The organism is Phenylobacterium sp. (assembly GCF_031181185.1).
In the GTDB taxonomy this organism is placed as follows: domain Bacteria; phylum Pseudomonadota; class Alphaproteobacteria; order Caulobacterales; family Caulobacteraceae; genus Phenylobacterium.
On the sequence record NZ_JAPSKZ010000010.1, the window covers coordinates 21,681 to 40,937 of the forward strand.

General features: G+C 68.4%; 20 protein-coding genes and 1 riboswitch. Of the genes, 11 read left to right on the forward strand and 9 right to left on the reverse strand.

The features are described 5' to 3' along the window. Positions 1-6: 6 nt before the first annotated feature. The 8 genes from RIF93_RS02290 to RIF93_RS02325 all read left to right on the forward strand — a co-directional run bounded on the left by RIF93_RS02290 (position 7) and on the right by RIF93_RS02325 (position 7,527). A complete protein-coding gene (locus RIF93_RS02290) occupies positions 7-627 on the forward strand; it encodes a DsbA family protein (protein ID WP_309088045.1) in 621 nt (206 codons plus the stop codon). Continuing rightward, positions 628-1,251, forward strand: a complete 624-nt coding sequence (locus RIF93_RS02295; RefSeq protein WP_309088047.1) for a DsbA family protein — start codon at positions 628-630, stop codon at positions 1,249-1,251. It begins immediately after the preceding gene. A gap of 6 nt (positions 1,252-1,257) precedes the next feature. Then, a complete protein-coding gene (gene smc, locus RIF93_RS02300) occupies positions 1,258-4,701 on the forward strand; it encodes a chromosome segregation protein SMC (protein ID WP_309088049.1) in 3,444 nt (1,147 codons plus the stop codon). Positions 4,702-4,877: 176 nt separating this feature from the next. Further along, entirely contained in the window at positions 4,878-5,234 is a 357-nt protein-coding gene (locus RIF93_RS02305) for an AtpZ/AtpI family protein (protein ID WP_309088051.1), read from the forward strand. A 16-nt stretch (positions 5,235-5,250) separates the two neighbouring features. Further along, positions 5,251-6,036: a F0F1 ATP synthase subunit A gene (locus RIF93_RS02310; protein ID WP_309088053.1), complete on the forward strand. Its 786-nt coding sequence runs from the start codon at positions 5,251-5,253 to the stop codon at positions 6,034-6,036. A gap of 57 nt (positions 6,037-6,093) precedes the next feature. Next, positions 6,094-6,318, forward strand: coding sequence for a F0F1 ATP synthase subunit C (locus tag RIF93_RS02315; protein WP_012521147.1), 225 nt, complete (start codon positions 6,094-6,096; stop codon positions 6,316-6,318). A gap of 75 nt (positions 6,319-6,393) precedes the next feature. Beyond that, a complete protein-coding gene (locus RIF93_RS02320; RefSeq protein WP_309088056.1) occupies positions 6,394-7,011 on the forward strand; it encodes a hypothetical protein in 618 nt (205 codons plus the stop codon). A 12-nt stretch (positions 7,012-7,023) separates the two neighbouring features. Further along, complete coding sequence (locus RIF93_RS02325) at positions 7,024-7,527, forward strand: F0F1 ATP synthase subunit B (protein ID WP_309088058.1); 504 nt, start codon at positions 7,024-7,026, stop codon at positions 7,525-7,527. 7 nt (positions 7,528-7,534) lie between these two features. On the opposite strand, the gene RIF93_RS02330 is transcribed toward RIF93_RS02325, so the two are convergent. The 6 genes from RIF93_RS02330 to RIF93_RS02355 all read right to left on the reverse strand — a co-directional run bounded on the left by RIF93_RS02330 (position 7,535) and on the right by RIF93_RS02355 (position 13,755). After that, positions 7,535-7,921 (reverse strand): PGPGW domain-containing protein, encoded by a 387-nt coding sequence (locus tag RIF93_RS02330; protein ID WP_309088060.1) that lies wholly within the window; start codon positions 7,919-7,921, stop codon positions 7,535-7,537. A 130-nt stretch (positions 7,922-8,051) separates the two neighbouring features. Then, a complete protein-coding gene (gene gcvPB / locus RIF93_RS02335; protein ID WP_309088062.1) occupies positions 8,052-9,617 on the reverse strand; it encodes an aminomethyl-transferring glycine dehydrogenase subunit GcvPB in 1,566 nt (521 codons plus the stop codon). Then, complete coding sequence (gcvPA, locus tag RIF93_RS02340) at positions 9,614-10,945, reverse strand: aminomethyl-transferring glycine dehydrogenase subunit GcvPA (RefSeq protein WP_309088063.1); 1,332 nt, start codon at positions 10,943-10,945, stop codon at positions 9,614-9,616. The genes gcvPB and gcvPA overlap by 4 nt, the downstream gene beginning before the upstream one ends. A gap of 53 nt (positions 10,946-10,998) precedes the next feature. Further along, positions 10,999-11,364: a glycine cleavage system protein GcvH gene (gcvH, locus tag RIF93_RS02345; protein ID WP_309088065.1), complete on the reverse strand. Its 366-nt coding sequence runs from the start codon at positions 11,362-11,364 to the stop codon at positions 10,999-11,001. A 13-nt stretch (positions 11,365-11,377) separates the two neighbouring features. Next, a complete protein-coding gene (gene gcvT / locus RIF93_RS02350) occupies positions 11,378-12,529 on the reverse strand; it encodes a glycine cleavage system aminomethyltransferase GcvT (RefSeq protein WP_309088067.1) in 1,152 nt (383 codons plus the stop codon). Positions 12,530-12,712: 183 nt separating this feature from the next. Continuing rightward, positions 12,713-12,802, reverse strand: a riboswitch (glycine riboswitch). 182 nt (positions 12,803-12,984) lie between these two features. Continuing rightward, complete coding sequence (locus RIF93_RS02355) at positions 12,985-13,755, reverse strand: hypothetical protein (protein WP_309088069.1); 771 nt, start codon at positions 13,753-13,755, stop codon at positions 12,985-12,987. Positions 13,756-14,031: 276 nt separating this feature from the next. Here RIF93_RS02355 and RIF93_RS02360 point away from each other — a divergent pair, with 276 nt between their 5' ends. Beyond that, the gene (locus tag RIF93_RS02360) at positions 14,032-14,655 is read left to right on the forward strand and encodes a DUF4145 domain-containing protein (protein WP_309088071.1); all 624 of its coding nucleotides are present in this window, start codon (positions 14,032-14,034) and stop codon (positions 14,653-14,655) included. A gap of 273 nt (positions 14,656-14,928) precedes the next feature. Here the strand turns inward: RIF93_RS02360 and RIF93_RS02365 are convergent, their stop codons facing one another. Further along, complete coding sequence (locus tag RIF93_RS02365) at positions 14,929-15,411, reverse strand: hypothetical protein (RefSeq protein WP_309088073.1); 483 nt, start codon at positions 15,409-15,411, stop codon at positions 14,929-14,931. A 1-nt stretch (position 15,412) separates the two neighbouring features. Continuing rightward, on the reverse strand, positions 15,413-16,237 hold the full coding sequence (locus RIF93_RS02370; RefSeq protein WP_309088075.1) for a DUF6731 family protein: 825 nt from the start codon (positions 16,235-16,237) through the stop codon (positions 15,413-15,415). Between the two features lie 787 nt (positions 16,238-17,024). On the opposite strand from RIF93_RS02370, the gene RIF93_RS02375 reads away from it, so the two are divergent. Next, the gene (locus RIF93_RS02375) at positions 17,025-17,246 is read left to right on the forward strand and encodes a hypothetical protein (protein WP_309088077.1); all 222 of its coding nucleotides are present in this window, start codon (positions 17,025-17,027) and stop codon (positions 17,244-17,246) included. 353 nt (positions 17,247-17,599) lie between these two features. Here the strand turns inward: RIF93_RS02375 and RIF93_RS02380 are convergent, their stop codons facing one another. After that, complete coding sequence (locus RIF93_RS02380; RefSeq protein ID WP_309088079.1) at positions 17,600-18,202, reverse strand: hypothetical protein; 603 nt, start codon at positions 18,200-18,202, stop codon at positions 17,600-17,602. A 240-nt stretch (positions 18,203-18,442) separates the two neighbouring features. On the opposite strand from RIF93_RS02380, the gene RIF93_RS02385 reads away from it, so the two are divergent. Next, positions 18,443-19,243, forward strand: coding sequence for a hypothetical protein (locus RIF93_RS02385; RefSeq protein ID WP_309088081.1), 801 nt, complete (start codon positions 18,443-18,445; stop codon positions 19,241-19,243). Positions 19,244-19,257 lie beyond the last annotated feature (14 nt).

A 19,257-nucleotide genomic window follows, 5' to 3' on the forward strand; every position in this document is an offset into this window, starting at 1 on the left:
TTCTCGATGTCGATCCTCAGCCGCCGCCTTCTCCTCGTCGCCGCCGCGGGCGCGAGCCTGGCGCTCGCCGGATGCAGCAACGGTGGCGGCGGAGCCGCCGCCTCCGCCGAAGACATGACCCTGGGCGATCCCAACGCGAAGGTGAAGGTCGTCGAGTACGCCTCGGTCACCTGCAGTCACTGCGCCGCGTTCAACGAGACCACGTTCCCGGCCTTCAAGGCCAAGTACATCGACACCGGCAAGGTGCATTACACCTTCAAGGAATTCCTGACGGCGCCCGAGCAGGTCGCCGCCGCCGGCTTCCTGATCGCCCGCTGCGCCGGCAAGGACAAGTATTTCACCGTCATCGATGCGCTCTTCCGCAGCCAGCAGGAAATGTTCCAGAGCGGCGACATGCGCGGCGGCCTGCTGCGGGTGGCGCAGTCGGCCGGCATGACCGAGCAGCAGTTCAACGCCTGCGTCCAGGATGAGAAGGCGCTGACCGCGCTGAACACCCGCGTGGAGAAGGCCATCCGGCAGGACGGCATCTCGGCCACGCCGACGTTCGTCGTGAACGGCAAGAAGATCAAGGAAGGCGACATTACGCTTCCCGAACTCGACGCCGCCATCGCCGAGGCCTCGAAGTAGATGGGCCCCCTGAGCCGCCGCGTCGCGCTGCTCGCAGGGTTGGGCCTCGCGGTCGGGCCGGGGCCGGCGCTCGGCCAGGCGGCTTACCCGTCTCCGGAGATGACGCTGGGCTCGGCCAAGGCGCCGGTCCACGTGGTGGAATACCTCTCGGTGAGTTGCTCGCACTGCGCCGACTTCAACGAACAGGTCTTTCCGTCGCTGAAGGCCAAGTACATCGACACGGGCAGGGTCCGCTGGACGTTCCGCGAGCTGCTGACGCCGCCGCAGCAGGTCGCCGCAGCGGGCTTTCTGCTCGCCCGCTGCGCCGGGCCGGGGAAGTACTTCAAGGTCGTCGACGAAGTCTTGCGCAGCCAGTCCCGCTGGAAGTCGGGGAACATCAAGCCGATCTTCGTCGAGATCGCCCAGAAGAACGGGCTGACCGAGGCCCAGTTCGAGGCTTGCCTGCGCGACCAGAAGGCGCTCGACGCGCTGGAGGCGCGGGTCCGCTACGCCGTCGAGACGGACAAGGTCCAGAGCACGCCGACCTTCTTCGTCAACGGCAAGCGCGTGGAGAGCGCCCAGGTGCCCTCGCTCGCCGAGATGGAAGCGGCTATCGCAGCGGCGGCGAAAGGCGGGAGGCGCTGACCTAAGGTGCACTTCCAGCGGCTGCGCCTTTCGGGCTTCAAGTCCTTCGTCGATCCGACCGAGTTTCGGATCGAACGGGGGGTGACGGGCATCGTCGGGCCGAACGGCTGCGGCAAGTCCAACCTGCTCGAGGCGCTTCGCTGGGTTATGGGCGCCAATTCCGCCAAGGCGATGCGCGCCGGCGGCATGGACGATGTGATCTTCGCCGGCAGTGGCAACCGGGCCGGCCGCAACCACGCCGAAGTGTCGCTGACCATCGACAACTCCGACCACCGCGCGCCGGCCGCGTTCAACGACCATCCGGTGATTGAGGTGGTCCGCCGGATCGACCGGGGCGAGGGCTCCACCTACCGCATCAACGGCCGGGAAGTTCGCGCGCGCGACGTACAGTTGTTGTTTGCCGACGCCTCAACCGGCGCGAGTTCTCCGGCCCTCGTGCGCCAGGGGCAGATCTCCGAGCTGATCGCCGCCAAGCCCCAGAACCGCCGCCTGATCCTGGAAGAAGCCGCCGGGGTCTCGGGCCTTCACTCCCGTCGCCACGAGGCCGAGCTCCGCCTCCGGGCCGCCGAGGCAAACCTGGCGCGTCTGGACGATGTCGCATCCGAGCTCGAGAGCACGCTCTCGCGCCTGCGCCGCGAAGCCCGCCAAGCCGAGCGCTACAAGAAGCTCTCCGCCGAGATCCGCGCGCTGCAGGGTGCGGTGCTCTTCGCGAAGTACGCCGAGGCCAAGTCCGCCGCCGAGCGGCTGGCCGCCGAAGCCGCGGCCGCGATCCGCGCCGTGGAGGAGACGGCCCGCGCCGCCGCCGCCGCGACGCTGCGCGCCGCCGCCGCCGAGGAGGCGCTAAAGCCCCTCCGCGAGGCTGAGACGATCGCCGCCGCCGTGCTGCACAAACTGGCGATCGACAAAGACCGCCTCGACCGCGAGGAGGAGGCCCACGCCGCAGAACTCGCCCGCCTCTCCGGTGACCTTGAGCGGATCGACGCCGACCGCGCCCGCGAGGAGCACATCGTCGAGGACGCCGAGGTCGCGCTGAAGCGCCTGGTCGAGGACCTCGCCGCTGTCGAGGCCGCCATCGCCGCGGCGCCCGAGCGCGGTCCCGAGCTGGAAGCCGCCGTTCGCGCCGCGGAAGCCGCGCGCGCCGCCGCGGACGCCGAGGTCGAGCGCCTCGCCGGCGAGGTAGCCGCGCGCGAAGCGCACGTCCGCGCCGCCCGGACCCGCGTCGAGGAAGCCCACGGTCGCGTCGCTCGCACCCGCCGCGCGTTGGAGCAGGCGCGCCAGGAGCGGCAGGCGGTCGCCACGACGGCGAACCCCCAGGCCGTGCAGGCGAAGGCCGAGCTGGAAGCGGCGGAAAGCGCGCTGACCGCCGCGCGCGCAGCCTTGGACGCTGCCGAGGAAGAGCGGACCCAGGCCGTCGCGGCCGAGCTGGCCGCCCGTGACGCGGCCCGCAAGCTGGACGAACAATTTGGCCGCCTCACCGCGGAGGCCCGCGCGCTGGCCGGCCTGGTCGCACAGGCCAAGCGGGGCGGCTTCGCCCCGGCGCTGGACTCGGTCGCGCCCGACCGGGGCTACGAAGCGGCCCTCGCCGCCGCGCTCGGGGACGACCTCGACGCCGCGCTCGATCCCGCCGCGCCTGCATTCTGGGGCGGCCGCGAGGCGCCCGCGCCGGCCTGGTCCGCGGGCGCAACCCCACTCGCGCCCCTGGTGAAGGCGCCGGCCGCGCTCGCGGCGCGTCTGGCCTATGTGGCGCTGGTCGAGCGGGCGGACGGCGACCGGCTGCAGAAGCAGCTGCCGCCCGGCGGCCGCCTCGTCTCGCGCGAGGGCGACCTGTGGCGATGGGACGGCTTCACCGCGCGGGCGGAGGCGCCGAAGCCGGCCGCCGTGCGCCTCGAGCAGAAGACTCGGCTCGCCGAGATCGAGGCCGAGATCGAGAAGCTCGAGCCCAAGGTGAAGGCCGCGCGCGAGGCCCAGGCCGCCGCCGCCGAACGCCTGCGCAAGGCCGAGGAGGCGCTGCGCAACGCCCGCCGCGAGCCGCCGCAGCTGGAGCAGAAGGCCGCCCAGGCCCGCGGGGCCCTGCAACGCTTCGACCAGGAGGCTGCCCGCAATGAGGCGCGCGCGGCCTCGCTGGACGACCTGATCGGCCGCTTCGAGGCCGAACTGGCCGAGCACGAGGCGCAGCTGCAGGCGGCCACCGACGCCGCCTCGGGCGAGGCGGACAGCGGCGATCTGCCCGAACGTCTGGCGGCCGCGCGCGCGGCGTCGGCTTCCGCCCGCGAAGCCGCCGCGGCGGCGCGGGCCGCCTATGAGGCGGAGATCCGTGAGCGCGACGGCCGCACCCGCCGCCTGGAGTCGCTGACCCGCGACCGCGACGACTGGGCCCGCCGGTCGGCGGCGGCGGCCAAGCGGCTGGAGCACCTGGCCGAGGTTCGCGCCAAGGCGCACGCCGCGCTCGAAGCCGCCAAGGCTGCGCCGTCGACGCTGGAAGCGCGTCGAGAGAGGCTGCTGGACGAGCTGTCGACGGCCGAGGCGCGCCGCGCCAAGACCTCGGACGCGCTCGCCGCCGCCGAGCACGAGCGGGCGGAGGCGGATCGCGCCCTGCGATCCGCCGAGGCGCAGGCGTCCGAAGCCCGCGAGCTGCGCGCAAGCTTCACCGCCCACTCCGAGGCCGCCGTCCAGCGGCTGGCGGAAGTCACGGCGATGATCCGCGACACGGCGCAGATGGAGCCCGAGGCGCTCGGCCGGAAGTTGGCGGACGAAGCCGTGGCGGTCCCGACCGACGCGGAGGGCATGGAGGCGCACCTCTACAACCTGGAGCGCCAGCGCGAGGCGATCGGGCCGGTGAACCTGCGCGCCGACGAGGAGGCGACGGAGTACGCCGCGCGCCTCGAGACGATGCAGGCGGAGCGCTCGGACCTGACCGGCGCAATCGCGCGGCTGCGGCAGGGGATCGACGAGCTGAACGGCGAGGGGCGCGAGCGCCTGACGGCGGCGTTCGGCGTCATCAACGAGCACTTCAAGACGCTTTTCCAGACCCTGTTCCAGGGAGGCCAGGCCGAGCTGCGGCTGGTCGAATCGGACGACCCGCTGGAAGCGGGCCTGGAGATCTACGCCTGTCCGCCGGGCAAGCGGCTGGCGTCCATGAGCCTGATGAGCGGCGGCGAGCAGGCGCTGACGGCGGCGGCGCTGATCTTCGCCGTGTTCCTGGCCCAGCCGGCCCCGATCTGCGTGCTGGACGAGGTGGATGCCCCGCTGGACGACGCCAACGTCGACCGGTTCTGCAACATGATCGACGAGATGTGCCACCGCACCGAGACGCGGTTCATCGTCATCACCCACAATCCGGTGACCATGGCCCGCACCGACCGGCTGTTCGGCGTGACGATGGCCGAACGGGGCGTCTCGCAGCTGGTGTCGGTGGACCTGCGGCAGGCCGAGGCCATGGCCGCGCAGTAGCCGCTGGCCGACGATACGTGGCGGACGTTCTGCCACACTCTTGGATTATCGTTTAAAAACAACGATCTACATACTTCCGACCTAACCTTGACGCACTGCACACGCGTCTATAGGTTCCGCGCGACTTCAAGCCCCCGCCGTGGCGGCGACGTCGCGGTCTTTTGGCCTTCCGACCCATGCCGCAAACGGACCAGACGCGCGAAGAAGCGCTTCGGCGCCTGGATGCTCAGGCCAAGGCTCTCGAGGCGCGCACCGCGCCGAAGGAGCCTCAGGACTACGGCTCCAAGGCTGCGGGGTATGGCTACCGCCTGCTCGGCGTCCTGCTGGGCGGGCTGTTCGTGGGTATGGGCTTCGGCGCGCTCGCCGACGCCCTGCTCAAGACGGGGCCCTGGGGGATGATCGTCGGAGTCCTGGTGGGCTTCGTGGTGTCGATCTGGATGGCCGTCCGCTCAGCGCAGCGGATGTCCGCCGAGGCGGCGAGGGAATGGGGTCCTCCCAAGGACCTGCCCCTCGACGACGACGAGGAAGATTGAGGGAGTTCGAGGCGGCATGGCCGACCCGATGCACCAGTTCGAGATCCAGAAGATCGTGGATCTCCCCGATGTGACCATCCCCGGCGTGGGCGTCATCGACATGGCGTTCACGAACTCGACGCTCGCCATGACCGTGGCGGCGGCGGGCATCGCGCTCTTCTTCGGGCTGGCCACTGCGCGCGCCCAGGTCGTGCCGGGGCGCCTGCAGATGCTGGGCGAGTCGGCCTTCGGCTACATCGATGACCTTGTGACCTCCATCATTGGCGAAGAGGGGAAGAGGTTCTTCCCGTTCGTCTTCACCCTGTTTCTCTTCATTCTGGCGATGAACCTGCTGGGCCTGTTCCTGGTGTTCACGGCCACGTCGCAGCTCGCCGTCACGGCGACGCTTGCAGCAGTAACGATCCTGCTCGTGCTGATCGTGGGCTTCGCCCGCAACGGCCACAACATGTACAAGCTGTTCGTCCCCTCGGGCGTGCCCTGGTACATGCTGATCCTGGTGACGCCGATCGAGCTGATCTCCTTCCTGCTCCGGCCGGTGACCCTGGCTCTCCGTCTCTTCGGCAACATGCTGGGGGGGCACGTGGCCCTGAAGGTGTTCGCCGGCTTCGTGGTCTCGCTGGGCGCCCTCGCCGCCGGCGGCGGCCTCGGCCTCCTCGGCATCCCCGGCGCCATGCTCTCGCTGGGCGGCGTCGTGGCGCTGACGGCGCTCGAATTCCTGGTGGCCTTCCTCCAGGCCTTCGTCTTCGCAGTTCTGGCCTGCGTCTATCTCAACGACGTGGTCAACCTCGGCCATCACCACTGACCGGCCGAGCCAAGTACCCCTTCAACCTTTCAACTTCGCAGTAGGACTAGGACAACAATGGAAGCGGAAGCCGCTAAGTACATCGGCGCTGGTCTCGCGACCCTCGGCATGATCGGCGCGGGCATCGGCGTGGGCACCCTGTTCAGCGGGTTCCTGCAAGGCGCCACCCGCAATCCGTCGGCCGCTGGCGGCCAGTTCACGAACCTGATCCTGGGCGCGGCTCTGACCGAAGCCCTGGGCATTCTGGCCTTCGTGCTGGGCCTGCTGATCCTCTTCAGCTAAGCGACAGACACTTGGAGCCGGCGGCGCCTTTCCGGCGACGTCGGCTTCGCGCCTTCTCAAGGACCTACAAGCCAGATGGCGACTGAGTCCCAAACGCCGGCCACCGGCGATCACGACGGCAATCCGGCCGCCGAAGCCGCCGAGGCCGTCCACGGCCACGAGGTTCCGGCCGGCACGTCCGAAGTCGCCCATCACGGCGGCGAGGGCGGCGGCCTGCCGCAGTTCCGCTTCGAGTACTGGGGCGGCCAGATCGTCTGGCTGCTGATCCTGTTCGCGATCCTCTATTTCCTGTTCGCGCGCGTCTTCACGCCGCGCTACCGGAAGATTGTCGAGACCCGTCAGGCCACCATCGCCGGCGCGCTGGAAGAAGCCCGCCGCGTGCAGGCGGACGCCGACGCCCAGGCGCAGGCCGTGAAGGCCGAGATCGACCAGGCCCGCGGCAACGCGCGCCGCATGGTCGCCGACGCCAACGCCAAGGCGGCGGCCGAGCTCGCTCAGAAGCAGGCCGCCGAAGACGCGCGGCTGAACGCCGAACTCGAGGCGGCGGAGCAACGCATCCGCGCCATGCGCGACAGCGCCATGAGCAACGTCGAAGCGGTGGCCACCGACACGGCCCAGGCGATCGTCGAAAAGCTCACCGGCGCGGCCGTGACGCCCGCTGAAGCCGGCGCCCTGCGCGCCGCCCGTTCGTAAAGAGACCTAGCGATGCCCGCATTCCTCAATCCGGCCGAGGCGGAATTCTGGGTCGGCGCCGGCCTGGTTATCTTCCTGGCGATCGTCTTCTTCGTGGCGAAGGCCCACAGGGCCGCCGCCGCGGCCCTGGACGCCAAGGCCGCGTCGATCCAAGCCAATCTGGATGAGGCCGCGCGGATTCGGGACGAGGCCCAGCGGCTGCTGAAAGAACTGCAGGCCGAGCGCGCGGACGCCGAGCGTCAGGCCAAGGACATGCTGGCCAGCGCCGAGGCGCAGGTCCGGCAGTTCGAGGCTGACGCCAAGGCGAAGCTCGAGGAAGGCCTGGAGCGCCGGCGCCGGATCACGGAGCAGAAGATCGCCACCGCTGAGGCTCAGGCCGCGGCCGAGGTGAAGGCCGCCGCCGCCGAACTCGCCGCGCAGATGGCCGAGCAGGTGCTGGCGCAACGAATCGCCGGCGCGAAGTCGGATCCGCTGGTCGACCGCGCGATCGGCCAGCTGGCCGGCAAGCTGCAGTAGAAGAGATCTAGCGGCGGCGCTTGTAACGCCGCCGCATCTTCACGGCGAAGCGATAGCGGCTGGGAAGCACCACCCGCTCGATCCGCAGGTACTGCTGCCAGAACACCGGCAGGATTTCGGGGTCCCGACGCAGCAGACGGCGGATCGGATAGACCGTCTTCGGATGCGCCCGCTGGAACTTCACGAACTGGCGCTTCGCCCGGAACGAGTTCCTGAGCACGATCATCAGGCCGACCACGATCACAGGGATTCCGCCAGGACCCGGCAGCGGCGCGATCGCAATCCCAGCCACCACGATCGCCAGGCCAAGCACGACCAGTCCGCCTCGAACGAAGCGGCCTACAACCTCGCGCGCGAGATCGTCCGTGGCGCGGTAGACGCGCAAAGAGGGCATGGCGAAAGACACGTGATTCAGACCTGGGAGCGCGCGGCGAAGCGGGGAGGTTCCGCCGTCACGCTTCAGATATGCGAACGCGCCCCGGACTCGTAAAGGCGAGGGCGCGTTAAATTTTCCTAACGCGCAGCTATTCCGCGGCTAATGGCGCCGGCGCCACAGTCGTGGGCTCCTCGCGCCACACCAGCTTGGGTTTTCGGGCGGCCAGGGTCTCGTCCAGGCGACGCATCGGCGCGAGATGGGGCGCACCCTTGAACCGCTCGGCGTCGCCCGCCTTCGCGGCCGCGGCCAGCGCCCGCAGGGCTTCGCAGAAGCGGTCGAGCTCTTGCTTGGACTCCGTCTCGGTCGGCTCGATCAGCATCGCCCCGTGCACGACCAGCGGGAAGTACATGGTCATGGGGTGGAAGCCCTCGTCGATCATCGCCTTGGCAAAGTCGAGGGTGGTGACGCTGGTGCCTTCCAGCCAAGCGTCGTCGAACAGCGCCTCGTGCATGCACGGGCCGTCGGGGAAAGCGGGCGTCATGACGTCCGAGAGCCGAGCCTTGACGTAGTTGGCGTTCAGCACGGCGTCCTCGGCGACCTGGCGCAGGCCGTCGGAGCCGTGGCTCAGCATGTAGGCCAGGGCCCGGACGAACATGCCCATCTGGCCGTGGAAGGCGCACAGGCGGCCGAAGCCGGCGTCCTGCTCGACGAGGTCGAAGCCGGCGACGCCGCTGACGATCCACGGGGCCGGGGCGAAGGGCGCCAGCGCCTCGGAGAGCACGACCGGGCCTGCGCCAGGACCGCCGCCGCCGTGGGGCGTGGAGAAGGTCTTGTGCAGGTTGATGTGCATGGCGTCGACGCCGAGGTCGCCGGGGCGGACCTTGCCGACGATGGCGTTGAAGTTGGCCCCGTCGCAGTAGAAGTAGGCGCCGGCGGCGTGGGTCAGGCGGCTGATCTCGAGGATGTCGCGTTCGAACAGGCCGCAGGTATTGGGGTTCGTGACCATGATCGCGGCGACGTGGGGGCCGAGCTTGGCCTCGAGGTCGGCGAGGTCGACGCGACCGTCCGTGGTCTGAGCAATTTCGGTGACCGAGTAGCCGACGAAGGCGGCGGTGGCCGGGTTGGTGCCGTGGGCCGAGGTGGGGACCAGCACGGTGCGGCGGTCGCCCTGGCCGGCGGCCTCGTGGGCGGCCTTGATGCAGAGCAGGCCGCAGAGCTCGCCGTGGGCGCCGGCCTTGGGCGAGAGCGCCACGGCGGGCATGCCGGTCAGGGTCTTCAGCCAGTGGGCCAGGCGGTCCATCAGCGCCAGCGCGCCCTGGGTCGTCGAGACCGGCTGCAGCGGGTGCAGGTCGGCGAAGCCCGGCAGGCGGGCCATCTTCTCGTTGAGGCGCGGGTTGTGCTTCATCGTGCACGAGCCCAGCGGATAGAGCGCCAGGTCGATGGCGTGGTTCTTCTGCGACAGGCGCACGTAGTGGCGGACGGCCTCGGGCTCGGAGAGGCCCGGCAGCTTCAGGTCGTCGCGGACCAGGTCGCCGAGGTCCGAGGCGTCCAGCTCGCAGGCGGGCAGGTCGACGCCGGTCTTGTCCCAGCCGTCCAGCTCGAACAGCAGGGCCTCGTCCTGGAGGAGGGCGCGGCCGCCGGTCAGCGACTGGAAGCCGGCCGCGTCGGCCGAACCTTCGGGGCGGGTCGGGCGGCCCACGTTCTGCATGGTCATCGGGCGAGCGCGTCCTTCAGCGCGACGATGTCGGAAGACGTGGTGGTTTCGGTGGCGGCGAGCAGCAGGACGTCGTCCAGGCCGGCCTTGGGGTCGAGGCGCGAGAACGGCACGCCGGCGACGATGCCGTCGGCCAGGAGCTTCTCGACGAGGGCGGCGGCCGGACCCTTGGTGCGGACGGCGATCTCGTTGAAGAACCGCGGCGTCAGCACCTCCAGGCCGGCGGCGCGCACGGCCTCGGCCAGCTCGCGGGCCTTGGCGTGGTTGATGGCGGCGAGCTGCTTCAAGCCTTTGCCGCCCAGCAGCGACAGGTGGATGGTGAAGGCCAGCGCGCAGAGGCCCGAGTTGGTGCAGATGTTCGACGTCGCCTTCTCGCGGCGGATGTGCTGCTCGCGGGTCGACAGGGTCAGCACGTAGCCGCGGCGGCCCTCGGCGTCGACGGTCTCGCCGCAGAGGCGGCCCGGCATCTGGCGGACGAACTTCTCGCGGGCGGCGAAGAGGCCCACGTAGGGGCCGCCGTAGTTCAGGGCGTTGCCGATCGACTGGCCCTCGGCGACGGCGATGTCGGCGCCCATGGCGCCGGGCGACTTCAGGAGGCCGAACGACACGGCCTCGGTCGTCACCACGATCAGCAGCGCGCCCTTGGCGTGGGCGGCCTCGGCGATCTTCGTCACGTCGGTGACCACGCCGAAGACGTTCGGGGTCTGGACGACCACGCAGGCCGTGTCGCCGTCGATGGCGTCGATGACCGCTGCCTCGGCGTCGATGGCCGCGGCCTGGCGGACGATCTCCATGCCCTCGGCATGGGCGATGGTCTGGGTGGTGGCGGCGTAGTGCGGGTGCAGGCCGCCCGAGAGGATCGCCTTCTCACGCCGGGTGACGCGCTGGGCCATCATCACGGCCTCGGCGCAGGCCGTCGAGCCGTCGTACATCGAGGCGTTGGCCACATCGAGGCCGGTGAGCGCGGCGACCTGGGTCTGGAACTCGAAGAGGACCTGCAGCGTGCCCTGGGCGATCTCGGGCTGGTAGGGCGTGTAGCTGGTCAGGAACTCCGACCGCTGGATGATGTGGTCGACGCTGGCCGGCACATGGTGGCGGTAGGCGCCGGCGCCGCAGAAGAACGGGCCCGCGCCGGCCGGGCGGTTCAGGGCGGCGAGGCCGGAAAGCTCCCGCTCCACCTCGAGCTCGCCGGCATGCAGCGGCAGGTCGAACAGGTCGGCCTTGCGGGCGGCGGCCGGCACGTCGGCGAACAGCGCATCGACGTCGGGGGCGCCGATGACGCCGAGCATCTGGGCCCGGTCGGCCGGGGTCAGCGGGAGGTATCTCATCAAACTAGTCCGTTCGTCAGGCCTTCTCCCGCAAGGGGAGAAGGGGACCAAAATCAGAGGCTCGCCACGTAGGCGTCGTAGGCGGCCTTATCCATCAGGGCGTCGAGCTCGGCGGGGTTGGCGACGCGGATCTTGGCGAACCAGCCGTCGGCTTCGGCGCCCTGGTTGACCGTCTCGGGCGCGCCGGACAGCGCGTCGTTGGCCTCGACCACCTCGCCGGTGACCGGGGCGTAGATGTCGGAGGCGGCCTTGACGCTCTCGACGACCGCGAAGGCGTCGCCGGCCTTCACGCTCTTGCCGACCTCGGGGACTTCCACGAACACCACGTCTCCCAGCTGCTCGGCGGCGTGCGAGGTGATGCCGACGGTGGCGACATCGCCGTCCAGCGACACCCACTCGTGATCCTTGGTGAAGCGCATCGGGTCTCTCTCCTCAAACCTTGCGGACGTACTTGTGGGGGACGAACGGGGTCTTCACGACCTCGCAGGCCTGGGCCTTGCCGCGGACCAGGACCTTCAGCTTCGTCCCCACCTCGGAATGGATCGGCGGCACGAAGGCCAGCGCGATGCCGTAGCGCAGGGTGGGCGAATAGCCGCCCGACGTGACGACCCCGACCACCTTGCCGGCCTCGTCGGCCACCTCGGCGCCCTCGCGGGCGGGGGCGCCTTCCAGCACCTTGAGGCCCACGCGGATGCGGGACGGCCCCTCGGCCAGCTCCTTGGCGATGCGGGCCGCGCCCGGGAAGTCGCGCTGCTCGCGGCGGTTCTTGTTGATGGCGAAGGTCAGGCCCGCCTCGACGGGGCTGACGGTCTCGTCCAGGTCGTGGCCATAGAGCGGCAGGCCGGCCTCAAGGCGCAGGCTATCGCGCGCCCCCAGGCCGATCGGCTTCACCCGCTCGTCGGCCAGGAGCTGGTTCCAGACGGTGGTGGCGGCGTGCGCCGGGACCGAGATCTCGAAGCCGTCCTCGCCGGTGTAGCCCGAGCGCGAGACGATGCAGTCGACGCCGAAGCCCTGGCAAAGGCGGGCGTCCATGAAGGCCATGGCGACCACTTCGGGGATGTGGACCTTCAGGGCCTCCACCGCCTGGGGGCCCTGGATGGCGATGAGGGCGCGGTCCTCCAGGCGCTCGATCTGCACCTGCGGGCCCAGCTCGCCCTCGATGACCTTGAAGTCGTTGTCCTTGCAGGCGCCGTTGACCACCACGAAGAGGCCGTCGTCCCCCGAGCCGTCGATGGCGACGGGCCGGGCGGCCATCAGGTCGTCGACGATGCCGCCGTTGCGGTTCAGCAGGACCGAATACTTCTGGCGGCCGGGCTTCAGGCCGATGAAGTCGCCCGGGACCACCTCCTCGAAGGCGGCCAGCGGGGCCACGCCGCGCAGGCGCGCCTGGCCCATGTGCGAGACGTCGAACAGGCCGGCGTGCTCGCGGCACCACAGGTGCTCCTTCATGACGCCGTCGGCGTACTGGACGGGCATGGAGTAGCCGGCGAACGGGACCATGCGCGCGCCCAGCGCCACGTGGGTCTCGGTGAGCGGCGTGGTCTTCAGGACCGTTTCGGGCGGCAGTTCGGACGGGCTGGACATGGCGGGCGCGCGGACTCCGGCTGACGATGCGGCGAACCCAAGAACCGGCAGGCCGGCTCCATCGTTCGCGCCCCCGCTGTCCCTGAAGCCTGAGAGATTTCGGGTCGGCGCTAGCCTGGCGACCCTCTGCTCCTTCGGCGGCCCTTCGCGGCGTGAGCTACGAGGGACTCTTTCCAGCGTTCATCAGCCCGCGCGGTCCTTTTGCCTGAGCGTTTCCGGGGCGGTTGCGCCTTCGGCGCCGGATGAGAATCCGGCCTCTCCCGCGAGAGTTGGCGCGAACCTCGTTGAAGGGGCGGGGAGAGTCAACGGGGGATGAGGGAGGCGTGGGGACGCAAGGAGGGGGCCTTGGCCGGCTGCCTAGAAGCGGACGTTCCGGACAATCGGCGAGGCACGCCCGTTCCGGGTCGGGAGAGGACGTTTGGACGGTCCGGCCGTTCCGTCGTCGCCTGGCGCCCTCAGTATCGGATCCACACGTCGCGGCCCAGGCTGATCGGCGCTGACGGGTCGAAAGGCTTGACCAACCGCGCCCGCACCTGCCCTGGCGTGTCGGTCGTCTCGACCTCAACCTCCGCGCCAAAGGCCGAGACACAGCGGAAGCGGTCCCCTTCGATCGGCTCGCAGCGCCGCCGCTCGAGGTGCTGGTCGGCCGTCGCGCGTTTGACCGGTCCCAGCGCAAGATAGAGTTCGCCGCCTTTGCCCTTGTCGATGGCGACGAAGAGGTCGGTCGCCGGGAACGCCGTCCGGTCGGCCGTTAGCAGAGTCACCGCGGCGTCGGCGGGCACACTCGGTCCCTTCACCGCCGGTCCGCCGAAGTAGGACGCGCCCCCGACGCTCTGCGTCAGGTGATAGGTGGCCTCGAACCGGCCGTCTCCATCCAGGTCGACGACGCAGCCCTGCAGCGAGAAGAGGCGCGGCTCCGGCGGCCCGCACCATGCCTTGCGGCCGTCGCTGGAAACGGCGGCGAACACCAGCATCTCGGCGCCTTTCCCAAGCTTCAGGCCTGCCGGATTCTGCAGGCGTGCGACCTGCCGTGGCTTGAGGAAGACGCGCGCCACGGTGTCCCGCATCCCGACCGTGACAGGCGGGCCGACCTCCGAGGCTTCAAAGCTCAAGGGGACCGCGAAGCGCAGCAGGTTGGGCGCCTTCGGCGCGGCGCTCGCATCGGCCGCCGAGAGCGACAGGGCGCAGGCAAGCATAGCGCCCAGGGAGTACTTGCGTTGCTTCATGCCGCCTCCTTGGCCGATGGAGGTTAGCCTCGCAACTTGTCGTCGCAACGGCGTTGGCGCCGCATTTGGTCGCCTGAGAGCCAGGAGCGGACGCTGGATCGCACGCCAAAAGCAGGCCGTGCTTGCCGCTTGGCTGATCAGTGCCGCTTGAGCCACAGTAGAGCCGTGGGCAAGTACGATCTGTTCCGCCGGCTGCCGTGCGCGAAGAGAAGGGAAAGTTAAGCCCAGCGGTACTGAGAGGCGTCCATGAGACTCGCACCGGGTCAGAGCGTGAGCATGACCGAAGCTACCGACGTGGCGCTCCGTTGCCCGCATTGCCGCCATACCGGCGTTTTCTTCCCCGTCCAGGACGGGTGGGACACGCGTTGGTGGGAGTCAGTGGGAGACGACATGGAGAAGCGTGCGGCGGGGGCACGTGTCTGCCCGAATCAGGACTGCGGGGGCATCGTCTTAGTCGTGATGCACGAGAAAGAGCTCGTGGAATCCTTCCCACCGGAAATGATTGATTTCGATGCGACGGCTCTACCTGAGCGGCTGCTTGCTACACTGGAAGAGGCGGCCAGGTGTCACGCTGCGGGTGCCTACCGGGCATGCGCCTTGATGGTGCGGCGACTTCTTGAGGAGCTTTGCGATGACCGGAAGGCCGACGGCGCGAACCTGAAGGCTCGGCTCAGCAGTCTCGGTTCAGCAAACCTAGTTCCTACCGAACTGTTGGAGGCGGCAGATGAACTAAGGATTCTCGGGAACGACGCGGCGCATATCGACGGGAAATCTTACGACAACATCGGGGCGGACGAATGTGAGGCTGCACTAGAACTCGCCAAGGAACTGCTCAAGGCCGTCTACCAATACAATGCTCTCCTAGACCGTCTTCGCGCCCTGAAGAAATCACGAGATTGACTCGGCCAGTGTAGGTCTAGCCACCACCTAGCGCCAGGAAGGGACATTCAACCTGCGGCGAGAAGCGGACGTAAGCGGCCTAGGTCCGAATCCCTATTTCACCGCCACCTCTGCTCGAAAAGACGAGCAGATAGAGAGACTTGCGGTAGCTAAGCGGAAGCTCGTCCTGAGGCGCACCCTAAAGCTGCCGGAGCATCGCCGAAGCACAGCGGCACTGATCGGTACGCGCGACTGAGGTGACATCCTCCAGCACAGCCATAGTTAGCCGCGCCATCATTCCCGACCGTCATGCCCGGCGAAAATGGCGAACAGATAGGCTGCACGTACAAACGAGGCGCTGGCCCAGACGGTCAAACCCGCCCAGCTAGCTACATAGAACAACCATGGGTCCTTGGGGCCGGGGGTTGGCTGAGCGACTAGCAACGGTACCGTCGCCAAGCAAAGTGCTGCTCCGACCCAAATCGACACGAACGTGTAATGCACCGTCCGCCGGAAGTAGATGCTGCCTTTGGCCCGACCGAGGAAGCCTCGCTCGGCGGTGATGACGAACGTGTAGAACGTGAAGAGGAATGCCGTGAACACCGTCGCGAGCGTGAACACGCAGGTATAAAGCTCATCCACATGCCACTTGGAGCGTTCTGCGAGCGCATATGCTTGGGGCCCAGCCCACAGGGTGACTCCCATGGCAATCACCGCCAGTAGAGACGGATGATGAAGCTCCCAGGACCGTCCGGCACGTTGCGTTAGCGTCGCCATGTCAGCCAAACTGCTTGTTTATAGCTTTCATGTTATCAGAGAACACCTTGCGCAGGAATAGCCGCCTGACCTCATAATTCTTGTCGGGCTCGCCCTCGGGAAGATCAAGCACCTGCTCCCCTTGCAGCTGCTCTTTCATGAAATTGATCATGTCATCCTCACCGCCGCCAGCGGCGTTTACTTTAAGAGCCTTCACGCCATCGACGTCGATTAGCCCTCCGATATCTTCCAATATCTCTTGCTTCCGCAGGAACTTCTTCCGACTTTTGCCTACCGTGACTTCGATTTTGACTCGGACGCCGCCGTATGCCTCCGCGATCAGCTTCGCCCCCTGGGCAGCCGCGATGTTGGCATCATCAAGCGCTTCCAAGTTCTCTGGGCCCGCGAACGTAACTGCGAAGCCACGGGGCTCCTTCGCCAAAAACCGGTCCATCGCGTTTTTCGCGAGCACCGGGGCGAAGCCGAATATGCGGTTGGCGTTCGTGGCCGCTAGATAAAGCGCCAGGCGGCCAGCTGTGACGGAATGGATGTTCCGCTGCAGGAGAAGCACGCGGGTTGGCCGATGATATAGGTAGGCTGCAACGTGGCCGAGACCACCTTCGAGTTTGATCGGCTTCAGACCATCTGGTCCGGTCTCAGGCGGGATGTTCTGCGTTTGAATGCGGCAGAACTCCCCTTCCAGATAGTCCCCGTCCTCCTTGCAGCGCTCCAGGCGAGCGACGACCCCCTCGCCAAGCTCTAGCTCGCGTGCCCCTGGATTGGGCTTTGCGATCACCTCAGTGAGAATGTCGGGGAAGTCGGAGACACCCCGCTCCGGCTTCGTCACTCGGAAAAATCTCGCGTGAATCCTGCTATCCAAGATCGCCCCCCGGCACCTTACAACCTGTACCTGCTAAACACCGTTCTACACGTCCGCTCCGAGTCTCCAAGAGCCACTCATCGCAGACCTCGCTTCAGGTGGTCGCGGCGCACTTCCGCCGCTCGAAGCTTGGACCAATTTGGCTATCGCGGCACTAGCCAGCTGATCCTGACGCGGCTGCCGTAGCGCGTCACTCCTTTGACCGCATTGCACATGCAAGCGCGGCAATGGCGGTGATCAATGCTGCGAGCGCGTTGAGAAGTTCGGGAGTAAGGGGGATCATTTTGCCTGAACCATTATGTAAGTGGGTTAAGGCAACGGGGTCGCGTTCTGGCGGAAATGACCGTTTTCGAACCACTTTGAGCACAGCCGGCGAAGGTGAGGCATTTTGGTGAGGCGTGACTCACGCCATCTCCGAGACACCTTTGCGATACCTGTGAGGCGCTCTTTGCGCGGCACTCGGAGCTAAACCTCCGAACGCGAGGAGTCAGCGCGGAACCTAACAAAGCGAAGCTTCGCTGCACCGCCGCCGAGCGGACCCTGCGAAGGTCGCCAATGATCACCAGCAGACCTTAGCCGCTCGGGCGGCCGGCTCTCGGATCTTCCAGCCTCGCCTTCCGTCCGGCCCGGTCGAGGACAAGCCGCATCGCGGCAGCCTGCGGCCATCCTGGACATGGCCCGGCCGGAAGGGTCAGTTGGCTGCCGTGGGATCCATGGTGGGGCGGCGCCCCGAGGCGCGGGTGGGGGAGCGAGGATGAGGCGGGCGGCGTTCGGAGCCTTGGCGGGGCTCCTCAGCCTGGGATGGCTCGCGGGCTGCGCGACGAGACCTGCCGACGGCGCCTATGTGGAGCGCGACAGGACGGCATGTACGCACATGGCGGCGGGGAACATGTCGGACGCCGTCGTGCTGGAACTCCGGCGCGATGGATCCTGCCTGGTCCAGCTGGCGCCTGTGGCGGGCCCCTTCAGGCCCTGACGCGACGGACGTCGGGTTCGCGCTCGATCGGACGAGACATCTTGCCCGTAGCCGGCCAGGCTGACGCGTTCGTGGCGTTCCACCAGCTCCTCTTGAAATGCGCGGACCCTGATAACCCTGCGGACGTCGGACCCTCCGGAGGTTAGCTTAGAGACACCAGCGGACCTTAGCGGTTCGGGGGGCGGCTCTCGATCTTCCGGCCTCGACGCCAGCCTGACGGGCGGGCCAAGTCAAGGACAGGCCGCTTCGCGGTGGCCTGCGGCCATCCTGGACATGGCCCGGCCGGCAGGCTCGGTGAGCTGCCGTGAGATCAACGGCGGGCTGGCATCCTGGCGGATGTTCCAGCCAATGGATCAGGAAGGCTCACTCTTCACGTCGCCGCGACGCATCATGCGACGGTGAGCGAACCATCGCGCCACGGCTGCGCGTCGCTGTGCGTCGGCGCCGGTGTAGGCATGCCGTAAGGAGCCAGCGTCGATGCGCAGCGTCACGCGCTCAGACATGCTGTCTATGGGGTTCAGGAGGGTGTGCAAACGGCGGTGTAGGCGGCTTCCCGCTTCATACGGTTCTTCGTGGAGAGGTTGTTGTCCCATCGCGCTGAGATCGTCTCGCACGGTCCGTAGGACGATGAGGGTGCGCCCAACCAGGTCAAGCACGTCTGCTGCCGTGGTGCGCTGAAGCATCAACTCCAGCGTCATGATGCTCGCGTCTATGGTCCGGGCATGGCCGCTGAGCTTGGCGCCGTCCAACCTGCCCGAATTGGCAATTGGCTGAAGCCAGTCATACAAGCGCGTCACCGCTGAGAGGGCGATTTCACAGGCCTCGGCTGCCTGAGCCGTGGCTTCGTCCGCAGCCTTGGAGGCTGCTCTTTCTTGCCGGCGGGGGACGTGAAGCGCCGTCCACACCACGGCCGCGTTCACGACGACGCCGAGAAAGGCCGCGACCACACCGGGCAAGGCTGCGTCCGCCTGCCGAACCGCAGCTATTGTCGAAATAAGTTCTTCGCTTCCGCCCACAGTTCCCCCCGGAAGGCCAATGCCTGTGCGCAATGAACGCGCCGTGCGGAGGGGGCAAGCTGTTCCCATTTTGTTCTTGACTTGCGCGCGCGTTTGTGGGAGGATTGCGGCAGCGTGCGGAGGTGCGGCCGGTGGGCCCCTTGCCGCGCTTTCCGAACATCATCACGACGAGGATTGGCGATGGCCAAGGGCAAGCGGCGTCCGCTGTGGCGGGCGCCGGCGGCGGACGGCCGCCGTGTGTATGTGCGCTATTCGGCCGAGCTGGCGGTGCGGCTGCTGGAGCGGATCGCGGCGGGCGAGCTGGTCTACCGGATCTGCCAGGAGCCGGGGATGCCGACGCCCGAGGCGATCTCGAAATGGGCGCGCGAGAAGCCGGACTTCGCCGAGGCGCTGCGGGCGGCGCGGACGCAGGGCGGGCGGCCCTGCGGGGTGCGGGGGCAGCCGTTCGGCCTGTGCGAGGCGACCGCCCAGGCGATCTTCGAGCGGCTGTGCGAGGGGGAGAGCCTGACGAAGATCGGGGCGGACCCGGCGATGCCCTCGCTCTCGACGATCTTCTACTGGCGCCGGCGCTTCCCCGAGTTCGAGGAGGCGGTGCAGACCGGCAAGCGCATCCAGGCCGAGATGTGGGCCGACAAGGGCTGGGAGCTGGCCGAGGCGGCGACGCCGCAGACGGCCTATGCGGTCGAGGTGCAGCTGAAGCAGCTGCGCTGGATGGCGGGGGTGAACGCGCCGAAGGTCTATCGGATCAAGCCGGTGGAGCCCGACGTCCCGCAGGAGAAGCTCGACATCCTGATGCGCATCTTCAAGATCGAAGAGGACCCGGTGACCGGCAAGGAGCGGGTGGTCGCCTATTGCCCGAACCCGGACACCGGCGCCGTCGAGCGCGAGGATGTCACGCGCTGGCGGCCCGGGCCGAACCAGATCCCGATGCCGGGCGGCGGCATGCGGTGGGCGCCGCCGCCGCCGGAGGAGAAGGGCTAGGGCAATAGGCGACC